The organism is Halopiger thermotolerans (genome assembly GCF_054654555.1).
This window is the reverse complement of record NZ_BAAIEU010000001.1, coordinates 133,348-148,306: the sequence shown is the minus strand read 5'-3', so window position 1 is coordinate 148,306 and position 14,959 is coordinate 133,348. Positions and strand designations below refer to the sequence as shown.

The 14,959-nt window shown below is 65.7% G+C and carries 17 protein-coding genes; 10 read left to right on the top strand and 7 right to left on the bottom strand.

Annotated features, from left to right (window positions below):
- Positions 1–2: 2 nt before the first annotated feature.
- Complete coding sequence (locus ACYQ26_RS00790; RefSeq protein WP_459806390.1) at positions 3–602, bottom strand: flagellin; 600 nt, start codon at positions 600–602, stop codon at positions 3–5.
- Positions 603–843: 241 nt separating this feature from the next.
- On the opposite strand from ACYQ26_RS00790, the gene ACYQ26_RS00785 reads away from it, so the two are divergent.
- Positions 844–1,038, top strand: coding sequence for a hypothetical protein (locus ACYQ26_RS00785; RefSeq protein ID WP_459806389.1), 195 nt, complete (start codon positions 844–846; stop codon positions 1,036–1,038).
- 183 nt (positions 1,039–1,221) lie between these two features.
- Here the strand turns inward: ACYQ26_RS00785 and ACYQ26_RS00780 are convergent, their stop codons facing one another.
- The 3 genes from ACYQ26_RS00780 to ACYQ26_RS00770 form a co-directional block, all read right to left on the bottom strand.
- Positions 1,222–2,085 (bottom strand): CheF family chemotaxis protein, encoded by an 864-nt coding sequence (locus ACYQ26_RS00780; protein WP_459806388.1) that lies wholly within the window; start codon positions 2,083–2,085, stop codon positions 1,222–1,224.
- On the bottom strand, positions 2,082–3,344 hold the full coding sequence (locus ACYQ26_RS00775) for a HEAT repeat domain-containing protein (RefSeq protein WP_459806387.1): 1,263 nt from the start codon (positions 3,342–3,344) through the stop codon (positions 2,082–2,084). The genes ACYQ26_RS00780 and ACYQ26_RS00775 overlap by 4 nt, the downstream gene beginning before the upstream one ends.
- Positions 3,345–3,498: 154 nt before the next feature.
- The gene (locus ACYQ26_RS00770) at positions 3,499–4,140 is read right to left on the bottom strand and encodes a DUF8159 domain-containing protein (protein WP_459806386.1); all 642 of its coding nucleotides are present in this window, start codon (positions 4,138–4,140) and stop codon (positions 3,499–3,501) included.
- A 328-nt stretch (positions 4,141–4,468) separates the two neighbouring features.
- On the opposite strand from ACYQ26_RS00770, the gene ACYQ26_RS00765 reads away from it, so the two are divergent.
- Positions 4,469–7,204, top strand: coding sequence for a CARDB domain-containing protein (locus ACYQ26_RS00765; protein ID WP_459806385.1), 2,736 nt, complete (start codon positions 4,469–4,471; stop codon positions 7,202–7,204).
- Between the two features lie 112 nt (positions 7,205–7,316).
- Here ACYQ26_RS00765 and ACYQ26_RS00760 read toward each other — a convergent pair whose 3' ends face one another.
- Positions 7,317–7,562, bottom strand: coding sequence for a DUF7385 family protein (locus ACYQ26_RS00760; RefSeq protein WP_459806384.1), 246 nt, complete (start codon positions 7,560–7,562; stop codon positions 7,317–7,319).
- Positions 7,563–7,998: 436 nt separating this feature from the next.
- Between ACYQ26_RS00760 and ACYQ26_RS00755 the strand changes: the two genes are divergently transcribed.
- Positions 7,999–8,514 carry a helix-turn-helix transcriptional regulator gene (locus ACYQ26_RS00755; protein WP_459806383.1) on the top strand — a complete coding sequence of 172 codons (516 nt, stop codon included), beginning with the start codon at positions 7,999–8,001 and terminating at the stop codon, positions 8,512–8,514.
- A 152-nt stretch (positions 8,515–8,666) separates the two neighbouring features.
- Here the strand turns inward: ACYQ26_RS00755 and ACYQ26_RS00750 are convergent, their stop codons facing one another.
- Both ACYQ26_RS00750 and ACYQ26_RS00745 read right to left on the bottom strand, forming a co-directional pair.
- Entirely contained in the window at positions 8,667–9,104 is a 438-nt protein-coding gene (locus tag ACYQ26_RS00750) for a DUF7112 family protein (RefSeq protein WP_459806382.1), read from the bottom strand.
- A 33-nt stretch (positions 9,105–9,137) separates the two neighbouring features.
- Complete coding sequence (locus ACYQ26_RS00745; protein WP_459806381.1) at positions 9,138–9,536, bottom strand: 30S ribosomal protein S6e; 399 nt, start codon at positions 9,534–9,536, stop codon at positions 9,138–9,140.
- 386 nt (positions 9,537–9,922) lie between these two features.
- Between ACYQ26_RS00745 and ACYQ26_RS00740 the strand changes: the two genes are divergently transcribed.
- The 7 genes from ACYQ26_RS00740 (at position 9,923) to ACYQ26_RS00710 (ending at position 14,916) form a co-directional block, all read left to right on the top strand.
- Positions 9,923–10,201, top strand: coding sequence for a WNWW family protein (locus ACYQ26_RS00740; protein WP_459806380.1), 279 nt, complete (start codon positions 9,923–9,925; stop codon positions 10,199–10,201).
- Positions 10,202–10,254: 53 nt separating this feature from the next.
- Positions 10,255–10,995 carry a TetR/AcrR family transcriptional regulator gene (locus ACYQ26_RS00735; protein ID WP_459806379.1) on the top strand — a complete coding sequence of 247 codons (741 nt, stop codon included), beginning with the start codon at positions 10,255–10,257 and terminating at the stop codon, positions 10,993–10,995.
- 67 nt (positions 10,996–11,062) lie between these two features.
- The gene (locus tag ACYQ26_RS00730; protein ID WP_459806378.1) at positions 11,063–12,172 is read left to right on the top strand and encodes a hypothetical protein; all 1,110 of its coding nucleotides are present in this window, start codon (positions 11,063–11,065) and stop codon (positions 12,170–12,172) included.
- 6 nt (positions 12,173–12,178) lie between these two features.
- Positions 12,179–12,517 carry a hypothetical protein gene (locus ACYQ26_RS00725; protein WP_459806377.1) on the top strand — a complete coding sequence of 113 codons (339 nt, stop codon included), beginning with the start codon at positions 12,179–12,181 and terminating at the stop codon, positions 12,515–12,517.
- 141 nt (positions 12,518–12,658) lie between these two features.
- A complete protein-coding gene (locus ACYQ26_RS00720) occupies positions 12,659–13,087 on the top strand; it encodes an SHOCT domain-containing protein (protein WP_459806376.1) in 429 nt (142 codons plus the stop codon).
- An 86-nt stretch (positions 13,088–13,173) separates the two neighbouring features.
- A complete protein-coding gene (locus ACYQ26_RS00715) occupies positions 13,174–14,412 on the top strand; it encodes an MBL fold metallo-hydrolase (RefSeq protein WP_459806375.1) in 1,239 nt (412 codons plus the stop codon).
- A 54-nt stretch (positions 14,413–14,466) separates the two neighbouring features.
- The gene (locus tag ACYQ26_RS00710) at positions 14,467–14,916 is read left to right on the top strand and encodes a hypothetical protein (protein WP_459806374.1); all 450 of its coding nucleotides are present in this window, start codon (positions 14,467–14,469) and stop codon (positions 14,914–14,916) included.
- Positions 14,917–14,959: the final 43 nt, after the last annotated feature.

Here is a 14,959-nt window from a genome sequence, read left to right as displayed (position 1 = left end):
CGTTAGAGCCTCACCGAGCTATCGTCGTTCGTAATCGTCGTCGGGACGCGGATTTCCTCCTGCGTCGTTGCGCCAGAGTCCGTCGTGAAGGTGACCGATACACGGTCTCCTTCCTCTAATTCAGGATAGTCTATCTCTTCCCTAGTACTGTCAGCATCCACTAAGGAAACATTCAGCTTAAGTCGGTCACTGCTGTCTGTCAGAACAGGATTAACTGCAGGCTCCGACACACCCTGAATGTTTGATATATTGATGCCATTCTTGTCGTGTTTCGTTGCGAGGCTCTCTTCACCACCTGCTCCAATAAATTGGACTGTAGTCTTATTAAGATCAATCGGGTTCGATCCGGGCGCCATTGCCATCACGAACTCGATGTCAGTGACATTATTATCAGTAACAGTCCCTGACGTACTAACGATCTCGAGTCGATCGCTCACTTGACTTGTCGATTCTTCACCGGTGGCTTCTGCCTGCGTCTGCAGCATGCCGGCCGTGTTGATAAGGACGCCTGCGGCGATCGCAGCGACCAGCACCATCGCGATGAACACGATGAGGGTACCGATCCCCACTTGACCGCGGTCTCCGTCTGTGTGTTCGAACATGTATTGGTCTTGCACCCGGCGGATGCCGGGGCAGTGAGGACACGTTCTGACTACCTGTTATTAAGTCTACTTGCCGAAATTGACATTACTTAACTCTACTCGCCGATCAGAACACAATTTAAACTTAGTGGCCGATATCGATATCGTGTATTTAGGTTTGTTGGCCGAACGACCGTCGTTCGGTTTCTCCTCTCACCGTCGGCCGGGATACTTATCTGCCCCCTCCGACGATACTCTCCGCATGAATATCGTCGACGGCACCAAAGTCGAATGCAGCCGCTGTGACGAACTCATCTCGCTTGACGACGCGAACGTCCTCGGCAAGACCCACAACAAATCGTACGCGAAACCGCTCTGCGACGACTGCCTCCAGACCGTCGGCGTGCCTCAGGGGTACGAGCTCGAGCGCGACGTCAGCTATCTCAAAGAAGAATAACGTACGCGCGGTCGACCGATCGATCTATCTCGGAAACGGACGCGCTCAGCGTAGCGGTCGGCCGATGCCTTCCTTTTCACAGTTTCTGCCTACACGGCTCGAGCACACCGAAATCGCTGTGCTCGAGCTGGCCGCTCGAGAGTAGGAGAACCGAGACACCACCACTGCCGGAAACGAAACCCACTACTTGCTGTTCATCGCTTCGCTCGCGATGTTCCGGCCGCGCGGTTTCAACGCGACCTCCCGTCGTACCCGGACTTCCTCGAGCACGTCGAGTTCGATCAGTCGCTCGTAGATCTCCTCGACCTCGTCCGTGTCGATGTCCAGAAACTCCGGCACTTCGAACGGCGAGACGCCGGAGTAGATCGCCATCAGCACCTCCTCCTCCTTTCCGGAGAGGTCGATCTGCGAGGCGTTCTTCTCGGCGCCCTTGTCCAGCACCGACTTGAGGACCGCGCAGTTCTGCGAGCCGCCCGAGAGGTACGTCTGGACGCTCGAGCCGTCCTCGGTGTGTTCGGCTTCGATGACCGGCCGCTCCTTCGAGAGGATCGTCCGCTCCTCGCTTTCGACCGTGCCGACGTCGTCGACCTCGATCTGGACGAACGAGCCGTTCTCGACGGCGAAGTTCGCGACGCCGGTGTCGACCTTGACGCGGGCCTTGCTCCAGTCGGTGTCCTGGACGACGCCGCCCTTGACCGCCGGATGCTTGATGAGGACGATCTCGCCGTCCAGAATCGCTTTCTGGATCTGGAGTTCGAACTCGTTGACCTCGGCCATCGAGATCAGGTGGACATCCGCGCCGGTGTTGATGCTGATGTAGTCCGAGACCTTCGCGACCGTCTGGTTGACGTCGTAGCGGCCCTTGATCGACTTGATCTCCGAGAGCGGTACCGTCGTCTTCCCGTCGTTGCTCGCGATCACCAGCCGCTTGTTCGAGAGGACGATCCGACCGTTCGACCAGTTGGTGTCGGACATTTTGCGCCCGTCGCGCATCACCTGGGTGAACTTGCCGGTGACGTCCGCGAGTTTCTGTTCGGATCGGCTCATGCGAAGTCACCACTCATCGCGCCCGCACCGCCCAGTTTCGACAGTGCGGAGAACCCCCGTTTCCGGAGTCGGTCGCTTTCGGTGCGGTCGACGAACGACGACAGTCGGTTTCGGGACTGCTCGCCGCCGATTTTCCCCAGGACGAACAGCGCCTTCACGCGCATCTCCTCGTCCTTGGTGTCGTCCTCGACCAGTTCGAGCAACCGCTGCTCGAGTTCGCCGCCCTCGAGCAGCGACAGGCTCGTGGCGGCGAACTTGGAGGTCATCTCGTCCTCGTCGGCCAGCGTCTCGATCAGCGCGTCCTGTGCCGCCTGCCGGTACTCCTCGTTGGCGATCCGACCGAGCAGCCACGCGGCGTTGCGCCGCTGTGCGGTCTCCGAACTCCGATCGAGGATCTCGATCAGCGGCTCGATCGCCTCGCTGGCGTTGGCCTGCTCGAGTTCGCCGACGATCTTCTCGCGGACCTTGTGGCTGGCCGACGCGGGCGCCTCCGAGAGCAACTGCACGAGCGAGAACATGGCCGTCCGTCGAACGGCGTCCGATTCGTCGCGCAGCGCGCCCGCGATGATCTCGACCGCCTCGACGCTGCCGAGCCGACCTAACGCGTCGACGGCGATCCGGCGGACCGTCTCGTCCTCGTCGTCGGCGACGTCGATCAGCTCCCGCAGGGCGTTGTCCGTCCCGATGTCCGCGAGTGCGTACGCGATTTCGACCCGGACGCCGTACTGGTCCTCGTGGAGCTTTTTCGAGAGCGCCGGAACGGGTTCCGGGGATTCGATTCGCCCGAGCGCGCGTGCGACCCGCTTTCGAACCCGCGGATCCTGATCGTCCAACTGGTTGACCAGCGCCCTGACCACGTTGTCCTCGCCGATCCGTCCGAGACCGGTCGCCGCGGCCATCCGCAACTCGGGCCGGTCGGCCTGCAGGCCGCGAGCCAGCACTTTCGCCTTCTTCCACTCCGCGATCTCGTCGAGGTCCTGGCCGGATATCTCCCCGATGAACTGCTCGAGGGCGTCCTGGCCGTACTGGTCCAGCGCGTCGATGGCCGCCGCCCGGACCTCGTCGGCGTCGTCGGTTTGGGAGACGTCGACGAGCGCGTCGATGACCTCGTCTCGCGGGTACCGATTCCCGCCCGCTTCGGACTCCAGACTACCGAGTATCTCTGCGGACCGACGCCGAATGTTCGGATTCGAGCTCTCGGTCAAATGCGTAATGAGCTGCTCGAATTCGGCGTTGCGCTCGAGTTCGAATAACGTCATCGTGCTGAATCACCCGTTCGAAGCGGGCCGCCGCCCGGCCGCGGTCGGATTCGGCCCGGCCGTGCGATTCGCCGACTCGGCACCCGTCCGTTCGGCCGTCGATACGTAGCGGTTCGTTCGTCCCCGACTCGTCTCGAGGGATTGTCCTGCCATATCACTCCTCGTTAGGTCTGCCGTCGCTCTCGTTGTCGCTCCCGCCGTCGCCGTCGTCTCCGCCGGACGATTCGGCCTCGGATGTCGATCCGTCGCTCGCGTTCCGATCGGCCGTTCCGGACTCATCGTTTGGTTCGGTCGCGTTCGTCCCCGACGAGAACTCCTTCCCTTCGTCCTCGTAGACTTTCGTGTCCGCGATCTTGTTCCACACCGCGATCGCGCTCGCCTCGTCGGCCGCGTGTTTCTCGGCCCACTGCGAGTTCACGGCCCAGCCGCCGACCTGTCCGTCGAAGCGGCTCTCGGGAACGATCTCGGTGTACAGGTAGTTGACATTCCCGCCCCGAGCGACGAACCCGTCCTTGAAGATCCGATAGATCATCCCGATCTCCTGGTCGGACTCCCCGGGCGTTTCGGCGTCCGATTCGTAGAACAGAATTAGATCGTTCGATCCGGTGTCCTCGTACAGTTCGTCGACGGTGATACCGTTCTCCTCGAGCAGGAAATAGAACTCGCCGGCCGTCGCCGACGGGTCGGCCGACTCATCGCCAGCGTCGGCGATCGTCCCTCGTTCGTCGTCCCAGTTCGCCGGCGCCTCCGGTTCGACGGAGACGCGAGCACCCGCGAGACGTTTCGCCGAACTCACACAACCCGCGGTGGTACCGAGTGCGAGCGCTCCGATACCGGCGAGGGCCTGTCGTCGATTCAGCACCGACCGAGCGCCCGTCTTCGGTGTCGTCGATCCGCGGTCGCGACGACACCGGCGCTCGGTTTCCGACTTACTACGCGCACGCTCGGAACCCGTTGGCATCTTTACGATACCGTCACACCAATAGGTGAAAAGCGCGTCGGCCGTCCCGGCTAACGGTCCGCGAAAGGGGACGCGACATTCCGCTGGCGGAGAAAGTTCTGCCAGAGAGTATATTATGCTCCTCTCCGAACCCTTCCCACAGACTGGTGCCGCCCTAATGTACATGACCTCGATTATCCGCGCGCTGATCGGCTCCTCACTTTCGTTTCTGGCCGAACTGGGTGTTCCCGCTCCGCGCCTCCGTGGTCGGCACCTTCGCGATCGACTCCCGTCTTCGTCCGCGTCCGGACCGCACGTCCCGTCGCTCGTCCTCGTCGCCCTCGTGCTCGGCGGCGGCGTTCTTCTTTGCGGCGTCGCCGGCGGCGGTGCCGGAACCGACGGCGTCTCCGATCCGGCTGCCCTCTCGAGTACCGCCGCCGTCGACGCCGACGGTTCGGTGCAACTCTCCGCGCCCCCGTCATCGTCCCAGCCGTCCTCGAGATTCGATACGCGCGGGGAGCGGGCGCCCGCTTCCGTCGCCTTCAGTCAGCCGAACGCTGACACGCCCGACGAGGACGACGTCGTCGTCCGCCTCGAGGACGATCACGTCGTCACGGCCGCGGTCGCGGATCGAATGCCGTCGGATCCGTACGTCGAGACCGCGGGCGAGGGGAAGCGACTCGTCGTCGGCAAGGACAGCGACTACGACTATCCGGTCGTCCAGACGACAGACGGAACCGTCGCGACCGTCGGCGACGACGGGCCGCCGATCGCGCGAATCAACAACGGGACGGACCTCGTCGTCCTCAGCGACAGCGGCTCGATCGAGGACACGATCGTCGTCGACCGGTCCGACGGCTACGTCAAAACGAAAGCGGGTGGGACGAACGTCGTGGTCAACGGGACGCCGATCAAGTACCCCGACTACAGGAAAACGGAGATCCACCCGACGATCCAGAACGTTACCGACGCCGACGAGGGCGAAACCATCGAAATCGCGGCCGCCTTCGAGAACCGAGCGTGGGGCAGCGGCGAACGGGACGTGACCCTCCGATTGCTCGACGCGGAGGCGCCGCACGAAACGGTCACCCGGACGATCGACATCGGCGGCGGCGAGCGGATCAGCGAGGTCCTCGAGTACGAAACCAAGCGCGGCGATCACGCGATCGACGAGGTCGAACTCGCCATCGACGGTAACTCGGACGCCGCGGACGTCGAGGTCGGGGCCGCGGGCGCCGCGGTCGTCGATCTCGAGACGGCCGGAACGGTCGAGGGGGACGCCCTGGAGGTAACCGCCCACCTCGATCGGTTCGGAACCGTTCCGGAGGGCACGCAGGAGTATCCGATCACCCTGTCGATCAACGGCACCGACGTCCGCACGAACGTCGTCACGCTCGCCCCCGATGCGACGGCGACGGAGACGTTCACCTACGAGACCGACGGCGACGACGTTCCGCAGGTCGACGTTCGCGTCTCGAGTCCGACCGATTCGGCGTCGACGACCGTCCCGGTCGTCTCCCGGTTGGAGCGCGATCACAACATTCGGACGGAGGTCACGGACACGACGGTCGGCGCCCTCTCCGAACCGCTCGAGGTGTCGGCGATCTTCTGGTACAGCGGCAAGATCCCCGGCGGCGAGACGCAGTTCACCGCGAATCTCACGGCCGACGGAACGGTGGTCGACCGGCGGAACATCACGCTCGCCGGCTCCTCGGCGACGAACGCGACGTTCACGCACGAACTCAGCGAGTCTGCGCCGCCGATCGCGAACGCGACCATCGAAACGCCGGCGGGGGCCGAACCGGTCGGACTCGACCAGGAGACCGTCATCACCTTCGACGAGGTAACCGATCCCGCCGCGCGAAACGGACAGCTGACGGCAACAGTCACCGTCGAAAACCGGGGCGAGACGCCCGGGCAGGAGACGCTGACGGTCGACACGAACCCCTACGCCGTCGAGTCGGACGGCACGTACACCGCTTCGGCGCCGTTGGAACCGTCGGAGTCATTCACGGAAACGATCACGTTCGACGTGACCGAGGACGCGCCGCCGAACCTCGATCTCGTGGCGTCGACGACTCACGCGCGCGAGGTGCGGACGGTCGAGATTCGCGACAACGAATCGCGGTTCGAGATTCGGAACGTGTCGGTCGACGCGGGAACTGATGGCGCGAAGTCCGCCGTTACCGCGACGATTCGAAATACGGGCGGCGCAGCCGGAACGCAGGGCGTGACGCTCACCTTCGACGACGAACCGATTGCGACCGAGGCGGTCTCCCTCGAACCCGACGAGGAACGGACGGTGTCGAAAACGGTCGAGCCGGCGGAAACGGGGACCTACTCCTACGGCGTGACGACGGACGACGATTCCGTCAGGGACACGACGACGGTCGAGCCGACTGAGAGTTCGCAGTCCGGACTCGTCGGATCGGCCCTGAACGTCGTCTCCCCGGGCGGTTCTCCGGTGGCGCTGCTCGCAGTGTCGCTGCTCGGCGTCGCGCTGGTCGGCGCGGCCGTCGTCGGGTACCGATCGGATTCGGACGACCTCCAGAAACTGCAGGACCGGATGACCGGGATGACGGCCCTCCAGCCGGCCGCACGAAAGCTCCAACGGGCCGCGCAAAACGCGCGCAACCTCGTCTCCAACGGCGGCAGCGGGTCCGTCGTCGTCCAGAATGACCTGCCGCGTGCGGCGCTCGTCCGGGTCCGCGTCCGCTCGGACGAGGAGATCCTCTTCCTCGAGGACTTCGAACTCGGCGAGGAGGAGCGGCGGACGCTCGAATGTCTGCCCGACGCCGATCGGTTCGAGGTCGGGGCCGGCGTCGACGATATCGCGGCCCACGAGGAGACGTTCCAGCGCGGCACCGACGAGGTCGGCATCGTCCTCCAGCCGGACGGGATCGCGATCACGGAGCTGTGAGCGCGGCGTCCGGCTCGAGCCGACCTGCGTCTGATTCCGGCGTTGTACCTGTTTTCGTCCGGGTTTCAGACGGCTGTCGTCTCCGTGACCGACGGGATCCGTAGCAACGCCGTTAGTGGGTCAAAAGGAGCAGTTTCTCGTCCGTCCGCGCGAGACAGAACGGCCGCTCCGGCGCCGTCTCGAACGTCGCCGTCTCCCGCTCGGTGACGAACAGCCGGTCGAAGGCGCGATCGCACGCGGGACACTGCAGCTCCCGTCGGTTCTCGAGCGTCCGCGTCTCACCGGTGTCGTTCAGGAGCTTCAACTTCGCCCGGTAATCGTGGATGCTGAACCCGCCCTCGAGATCGATGCGGTCCATACGAGTCGCATTCGCCGGCGGGGTTTCATAGCCATCGGCCGCGCGGGTCGAACGACGGGCGCGTGCGATCGCTCCCGGCGCCCGCCGTGACGGTATCGTCTCCGTTCCGGCCGCAACCTTATTGTACGTTCGTCGGGGCGCGACGAAAACGAACGGATGATTCGAAACCGGAGCGCGTAGAAGACAAACTGGCTTCATCGGTGCGCTCGAGCCGGTAATCGGACGGATCGCAACGCGCCACCGTTATTATATCATTTCGCAGATGTTGAAATATCGTGTTTCGTGACGGTCACTTCCACGTGGGTTTAATATCTGCCAGTTCCAGCGGTTAAGTCGTCGTGAGGGACACCGCAACTCGAGTGCGCGTCGGCAGTGTGTGGCCGATGGTGCGTGAGGTGGTCCCAGCCACGAACACCCCCATTCGGTGATCGGAACAATGCGTGAGGACTCAACAAACACGCGGTCCGTGTTCGACGAACTCTCGAACGCGGCCGTGAACAGGCAGTCGGAATCGGAATCAGAATCGTACGACCGAACGCGCGAGGCGGCCGCGGGAGCGGACGCTGGCGACGCGGTCGAACGCGAACTCGACGGCTTGCTCGAGCAGGTACGGGGCGCGTTGTCGACCGACGACGTCCGGTTCGACGAGGCGCTCATCAAGGAGAATCTCGACGAGATCCTCCTGATGCTCATCGCGCTTCGCGAGGAGACCCACGGGAAGGAGCTGCTCTCGGATCTGACGCACCTCTTCGACGCGACGCTCAGCCCGGGAACCGTCTATCCGGCGCTCCACGATCTCAAGGAGGAGGAGGTGCTGGCGATGCACACGAAGGTTCGGACGAAGGAGTACTCGATCGACGACGAGGCGTACGTCCGCGAGGCCGTCGAACAGACGATGCGCCAGCATCTGGCGTTCGGGCTCCTGCTGTACGCCTTCCTCGCCCGCCACTAGCGCCGGCGACCGCCGTCCCCTCCGTCGGTCGCCGCGCTCGCTGTCGCTCTCCGTCTTTCTCCTCTCTTCGAAAACCGAACTTATAGCGTACCGCCTCGCGACGCCGACGTCCTCGCCGAACGATCCGGCGGCTCAGTTACCCGGCTACCAGTCTACCCGTCCTCGAGGTTCTTCGCGATCTCGCTCAGGCTATCGCTCGGCGGTTCGTGGGCGTCGTAGTAGGCCGTCTCGCCGGGTTCGCGGAAGCCGTACAGAAAGTCGGGTTCGACGACGTCGACCAGCACCGAGCCGCCGGCCGGAATCCCGTGGTCGTCGATCCACGCCGGGAGCCGGTCGGTGCCGCTGCCGGGATCGCGTGCGCCGTCGGGCGTCTCGTAGACGCCGGGGATCGACACCCCGTCTCCGGTCAGCGGTCGGTCGATCTTCGCGAACAGTTCGTCGCCGTCGAGGACGACCCGAACGACCTCGCCGACCGGAAACGCGTCGCTGTCGTCGTCGGGAATCGCAACGTACGCGCCGGTCGCAGTTTCGGTACGCGTCGCTCGCACCGTCTGCACCGACGGGTGATCGCTCGAGACTGTATCTGCCATAGAAGTACGTGATCAGTAGCGGCGGTCGGAACGTTATTCGCCGTCCTCGCCCTCGCCCAGCAGCTCGTCGACGTCCGTGCTGCCGCGGTCGACGATCGAGGCGTTGATCTGGGCGACGGCGTCGGAGACCTCGCGGCCGCGGACGGTGACCCGGCGGCGCTCGCCGTCGCGGGACGGCTTGTAGCCGGTCTGGCGTCCCTCCATCAGGACCTCCGTCAGGTTCGCGCCCGATACGTCGGGGTTGAGCGGTCGACCCGCGTCGTCGGAGCCGCCCGTGATCTCGAGCGTGTAGCCGTCGAGGCCGACGGCGCTGCCATCGACTTCCTCGCCGATCTCCTTGCCGATGAATCGGTTCGCGTCCTGATCCTCCGCCTCGAGCTGGTAGGACGACCCGGTGTCGGGGTCGCCGACGACGACAGTGAAACTTGCCATGCCCGACGGAAGACGGTCGCCGCTCAAAAGAACATCGTTTCACACCGACCTTTTACCCTGCAGTCTGACGCGCTCGCGACAGCGATTGCTGTCGCGAGCGCGATGTCCTTCGGTAAAAGGTCGATCAAAAGCACTCCTCCCTCCGTTCGCTCGCTTGCGGCGCGTGGCGCCGCACGCTCGCTCACATCAGTCGTCGGCCCGCTCGCTCCCTGTAGTCGCTCGCGGTCGGGAGCGGTGTGAGAGCCTGCCCTCCCCCGGGTCACGCGCTCGCCGAGGGCGGCGAACGCGCTCCCGGCCGTTCGATTTCGCACATCGCCGAATCTGTTCGGCTCGAGCGGACCGCCTCGGCTCGAAGACTCAAGTGGGTCGCTCGCGTAACTCCGCGCGTGTTCATCGATCCCGACCGCCTCGAGACGCGCCTGCGCGAGGAGTTCGACGGCACGGCGGGCGAATCCCGCGTCGTCGTCCGGCAGGCGGTCGATCTCGCCGACTCCGGGAAGTACGAGGGGGACATCGGCACGCCGCTGACGACCGACGCCGTCCTCGAGGAACTCGCCGACGCGCCCGACGGGACCCCGTCCGAGCGGTGGAACTGGTGGATCGGATCGCTCGAGGTCGCCTACGGCGGGTACGAGCGGTTCGGAATCCGACAGTATCGGAAGTGACAGTCGCCGCGAACGAAACGACTTTTACGCTCACCTGACCAAGTAGTCAGGTAGTGACCGATCCCGACGTCCGCGAGGCGATCATGGAAGCAACCTACGAGGCCCTGTGCGAGCACGGCTACACCGATCTGACCGCGCAGGATATCGCCGACAGGACGGACAAGAGCAAGTCGCTGCTGTTCTACCACTACGACTCCAAGGACGACCTCGTCGCCGACCTCCTCGCGTACCTCCGCGAGCAGTTCGACGAGGGAATCGAGGCGACCCGGTCGGTGGCGCCGACCGTGCGACTGGCGATGTTCATCGACTGGTATCTCTACGGCTCGAGCGGCGAGGACGAGCGCCGATCGTTCCACACGGCCTTGCTCGAGTTGCGGACGCAGGCGCCGCACAACGAGCGGTACCGCGAGCAACTCCAGCGAAGCGACGAGCAACTCCGGACGACGCTCGAGGAGATCCTGCAGGACGGGATCGACGCCGGGGAGTTCGTCGACCACGACACCGAGGAGACGGCCGCGCTGCTGCTGGCCGCGCTCGACGGGGCACGCACCCGACAGCTGGCGTTCGACCGCGACGAGTACCTGGGGCAGGTCCGGTCGGGGGTCGTCGCGCAGCTCATCGACGACCTCCTCGCCGCCGACGCGTCGTTTCCGGCCGAAACCGAGGGGGAACTGTTCGGATCGGTTCCCGAGGATGCACCGACGGCCGACGAACCGCCCGACGACGGGGACGACGGAGCCGATGGAGCCGACGGAGACGATGCCTCCGAGACGCCGAACGAGAACAATGCGTAACCAGTCCGCGCGTCGGCCACCCGTCCTACCGTAAGGGATTCGTAGCCACCGTCAGTTCGAAATTACAATGAGCGAACATCTCTCCCCGCGCGATCCGACGTCGTTCGATCGATCGTTTTCGGGCCTCTCCTCGACGGTCCGGGCGATCGTTTCCGAGGTCGTGTCGCCTCGCGACCGATCGTTCCCCGCAGCGCTCTGTACGATCGCGGGCGAGGTCGCCGCGACGACCGCCGTCGGAACCGATCCCCCGACCGCGACCGGGGGCGACGGCGACGGTGACGGCAATACCGATCCCAATACCGCGCTCACGTTCGACGAGCGCGAGGGGCCCGCCGACGAGATCCTCACCTCGGTCGCGGACGCCGTCACCCTCCTCGAGGGCTACGTACGGCTCCGGTCCGATCTCTGCGACTCGGATCGCTACGACGACCGGGAGCGGCGGGACGCGGCGGTGCTTGCGAGTGATCACCTCCACGCGGCCGCGTACGCGACGATCACCGACGTCCCGGTTCCCGACCGCCGATCCCTCGAGCTGTACCGACAACTGGCCGCGGGTTCGTCTGCGCTGGCGGCGGGATTCGCGGAGCGGACGCCGGCCGAAGCCGAAACGGAGACCGGGAGAGAGGTGGCGCCCGAGAACCGCGCTGCGTCCGGATCCGCCCCTCGAGAGCGGCCGTCGGAGTTGGACGACGAACTCGCCCGTCCCTGCACGGTGCTGGCGGAGACGGCGGCGACGCTCGGGACGACGGCCGTCGGCGCCGCCGACGAGACGCGAGCGGCGATGAACGCCTACGCGCGGTCGCTGTCGGCGGCGCTGTGGCGAACGGTGGAGTCGAGATCGGCGTCGCGGTCCGGGACCGGATCCGAACCTGGGTCCGGATCGGCGTCGAAGATGACCGCCGACGCGATCGATACCGACGGCGATCCGCGCGAAACGGCCGCGCGCGTGCTGTCCGGCCGAGCGCGCGCGTCGCCCAGTTCGGACGGTGCGACCCGCTCCTCGCCGGCGGCCGCTCGCCACGTCGAGCGCGCTCGCGAGGCGCTTTCGCCGCTCGTGAGTCGGTCCGAAGCTGAAGCCGGGACCGACGAGACCGAGGACGAGACCGAAACGCCAACCCCGTCCCCGCTCGCCCGTCTCGAGCGGGCAACGCGTATTCCGTTCGAGAACGAAAGGTGAGAACCGATGACCGACCGTTTGCGACCCACCTGGCCCGCGTACCCGCTCTCGGCGTTCGTCGCCGGGCTCGGTCACTGCTACCTCGGCTACTGGAAGCGCGGCGCGATCTGGTTTGGGCTGTACGTGCTCGCGCTCGCGTTCCTCAGCGCGCGGACGCTCTCCGGTGCGCTCGAGCCCGGCCATCCGTTCGTCGTGACGGCGTTGCAGTTCGAGACGGTCGACTACGTCGACGTTGCGGTTCCGCTGGCGGTGCTCTCGGTCTGCCTGCTCGACGTCTATCTCCTCGGACTGGCGCGCCGGACCGGATCGCGGCCGTCGACGAGGTCCCGTTCGAACGATTCCTGAGCGACTCCCGATCGCGGTCGCGCGTTCCCCGGCGCCCGGTCGGATCGCCCGATCCGCGCCGCCGATCGGTCGAATCCGCGCGAATTTGACAGACACGTAACACGACGCGTCACTTTTGTAGTCGCGAGTCGAAGAACTCGTATGGGCCGCCTCGGAACCCTCCTGTTGAAAGGGACCGGTGTTCTCGTCCTCGCGTTCGTCGCACTGAGCGTGATCGCGACGATCGTGGGGATCCTCCTTTCCGTCGTCGCGACGGTCGTCTCGCTAGTCGTCTCCGTCGCCGTGCTCGGACTGCTCGTGCTCGGCGCCCTCGGACTGTTTTCGATGCTTCGCGACCGGTCGGCGTCGTCCGACTCGAGCGCCGGTACACCGTCGACCTCCCGCACGCGCGATCCGAAATCTCGGCTTCAGGAGCGCTACGTCGCGGGCGAACTGAGCGACGCCGAGTTCGAACGAGAACTCGATCGGCTGTTCGAGGCCGACGACGGAAGCCCCGCTGGCAGTCGAACGCGGTCCGAATCCGATCGCTCGCGGACGAGGGACTACGACCGGACGAACTCGCGGCGATAGCGGCCGAAATCGTACGGCTCGTTCCGCACGGCGCTGTCGCCACGGAACCGACGAACGCAAACGGCTCGAGGCAGTAATCGATTCTCATGGACGTCGAGTTTCTCGGCGGGGCCGGCGAGATCGGACGGAGCGCGGTCCTGATCGACGGAACGCTCTTGCTCGACTATGGCATGGACTCCGGCAATCCGCCGTCGTTTCCCGTCGGCAACGCCGATCCCGAGGCCGTCGTCGTCAGCCACGGCCACCTCGACCACGTCGGCTCGATCCCCGCGCTGCTGTCGGGCGATGCGCGCCCGTCGATCCACTGGACACCGCCGACGTACGACCTCGCGATGGTGCTGGCCCGAGACACGCTCGACCTTCACGGCGGAACCTACGACTGTCCGTTCACGGAGGCGGAGCTCGCCCGCGTGACCCAAGTTTCGGAAACCCACGGCTACCGCGAGCCCTTCGAGGCCGCGGGCTACGAGATCACGTTCTTCGACGCCGGCCACGTCCCCGGCAGCGCCCACGTCTTGGTCGACGACGGCGAGACCCGGCTGCTCTACACCGGCGACTTCCACACCGAAGGGCAACGCCTCCTCTCGGGGACGACCGCCCGGCCCGACGCCGACGTCGTGATCGCCGAGAGCACGTACGCGGACACGACGCGGCCGCCCCGCGAGGAGATCGAACGCGCGTTCGCCGAGAGCCTCCGGACGACGATCTGGGAGGGCGGCACCGTCGTCGTCCCCGCGTTCGCGATCGGCCGCACGCAGGAGGTGCTCTGTCTCTGCGAGGAATACGACCTCGAGTGTTACGTCGACGGGATGGGCAAGCGCGTCACGGAGCTCTTTTTGTGCGAGGAAAACCGCGGGTTCCTGCGCGATCCCGACCTCCTGCGCCGCGCCAAGGGCAACGCTCGGTTCGTCGACGGCCGCGACGGGCAACGCCGTCGCATCGCCGAGCAAAACACGGTCATCGTCACCACCAGCGGGATGCTCCACGGCGGGCCGGCGATGACCTACGTCCCCGCCGTCCGCTCGCACCCGACGAACAAGATCGCCATGACCGGCTACCAGGTCGAGGGTACCCCCGGCCGCGAACTGCTCGAGACCGGCAGCGCCGAGATCGACGGTCGCGTGATGCGCGTCAGCGCCCAGACGGAGCAGTACGACTTCTCGGCCCACGCCGACCGGCAGGGACTGCTCGACTTCCTCGAGTCCTACCGCGGGAGCGAGGTGCTCGTCAATCACGGCGACCGCTGCGAGGCGTTCGCCGAGGAACTGCGGGCGGACGGGTTCGACGCCCGCGCGCCCGAACTCGGCCAGCCCCTTGCAGTCTAAGATCCGGCAACCGCAACGCGGACGGTTTTCCGTCGTCCCGTCGACCCGGCGCGCATGTCCGATACGAACGCCGACGCCGGACCCGACACCGCCGACCTCGAGAACCTCGATCTGACCGACGCCGAGGAAGATGCCCTGCACGACCTGCAACTCGGCATCGAACACGTCCACCGCGCCTACGGCACCCTCCTCGAGTTCCACCACCAGCTCGGTCACGCCATGGATCGGATGGCCGACGCCGAAAACGCCCTGCGCGAGGCCGGCCACGACGAGTGGGCCGACCGGCTCCGAGACGAGCACCTCCCCGCGGGCGCGATCAGCGACCAGTGGACCTTCGAACTCGTCGAGGAGTTCTCGACCGAGTTCCTTGAGGACGTCGACGAGTTCGAGGGGGCGGTCAGGGAGGAGTTGGCCGACGGGATCGACCACGTGACGGAACGGCGGCAGAAACGCGCGCTGCGGGACCGGGCTCGCGGCTCGGACTCGGACGGCAAGCCGGACTAGTCGCGCGGCTCGGCCCGGCCTTACGGCGAGCGGCGAGCAGAAA

Excerpts from the sequence above, each read along its gene's own strand:
- ACYQ26_RS00790 (WP_459806390.1), bottom strand. The coding sequence starts at position 602 with ATGTTCGAACACACAGACGGAGACCGCGGTCAAGTGGGGATCGGTACC.
- ACYQ26_RS00785 (WP_459806389.1), top strand. The coding sequence starts at position 844 with ATGAATATCGTCGACGGCACCAAAGTCGAATGCAGCCGCTGTGACGAA.
- ACYQ26_RS00780 (WP_459806388.1), bottom strand. The coding sequence starts at position 2,085 with ATGAGCCGATCCGAACAGAAACTCGCGGACGTCACCGGCAAGTTCACC.
- ACYQ26_RS00775 (WP_459806387.1), bottom strand. The coding sequence starts at position 3,344 with ATGACGTTATTCGAACTCGAGCGCAACGCCGAATTCGAGCAGCTCATT.
- ACYQ26_RS00765 (WP_459806385.1), top strand. The coding sequence starts at position 4,469 with ATGACCTCGATTATCCGCGCGCTGATCGGCTCCTCACTTTCGTTTCTG.
- ACYQ26_RS00760 (WP_459806384.1), bottom strand. The coding sequence starts at position 7,562 with ATGGACCGCATCGATCTCGAGGGCGGGTTCAGCATCCACGATTACCGG.
- ACYQ26_RS00755 (WP_459806383.1), top strand. The coding sequence starts at position 7,999 with ATGCGTGAGGACTCAACAAACACGCGGTCCGTGTTCGACGAACTCTCG.
- ACYQ26_RS00750 (WP_459806382.1), bottom strand. The coding sequence starts at position 9,104 with ATGGCAGATACAGTCTCGAGCGATCACCCGTCGGTGCAGACGGTGCGA.
- ACYQ26_RS00745 (WP_459806381.1), bottom strand. The coding sequence starts at position 9,536 with ATGGCAAGTTTCACTGTCGTCGTCGGCGACCCCGACACCGGGTCGTCC.
- ACYQ26_RS00730 (WP_459806378.1), top strand. The coding sequence starts at position 11,063 with ATGAGCGAACATCTCTCCCCGCGCGATCCGACGTCGTTCGATCGATCG.
- ACYQ26_RS00725 (WP_459806377.1), top strand. The coding sequence starts at position 12,179 with ATGACCGACCGTTTGCGACCCACCTGGCCCGCGTACCCGCTCTCGGCG.
- ACYQ26_RS00720 (WP_459806376.1), top strand. The coding sequence starts at position 12,659 with ATGGGCCGCCTCGGAACCCTCCTGTTGAAAGGGACCGGTGTTCTCGTC.
- ACYQ26_RS00715 (WP_459806375.1), top strand. The coding sequence starts at position 13,174 with ATGGACGTCGAGTTTCTCGGCGGGGCCGGCGAGATCGGACGGAGCGCG.
- ACYQ26_RS00710 (WP_459806374.1), top strand. The coding sequence starts at position 14,467 with ATGTCCGATACGAACGCCGACGCCGGACCCGACACCGCCGACCTCGAG.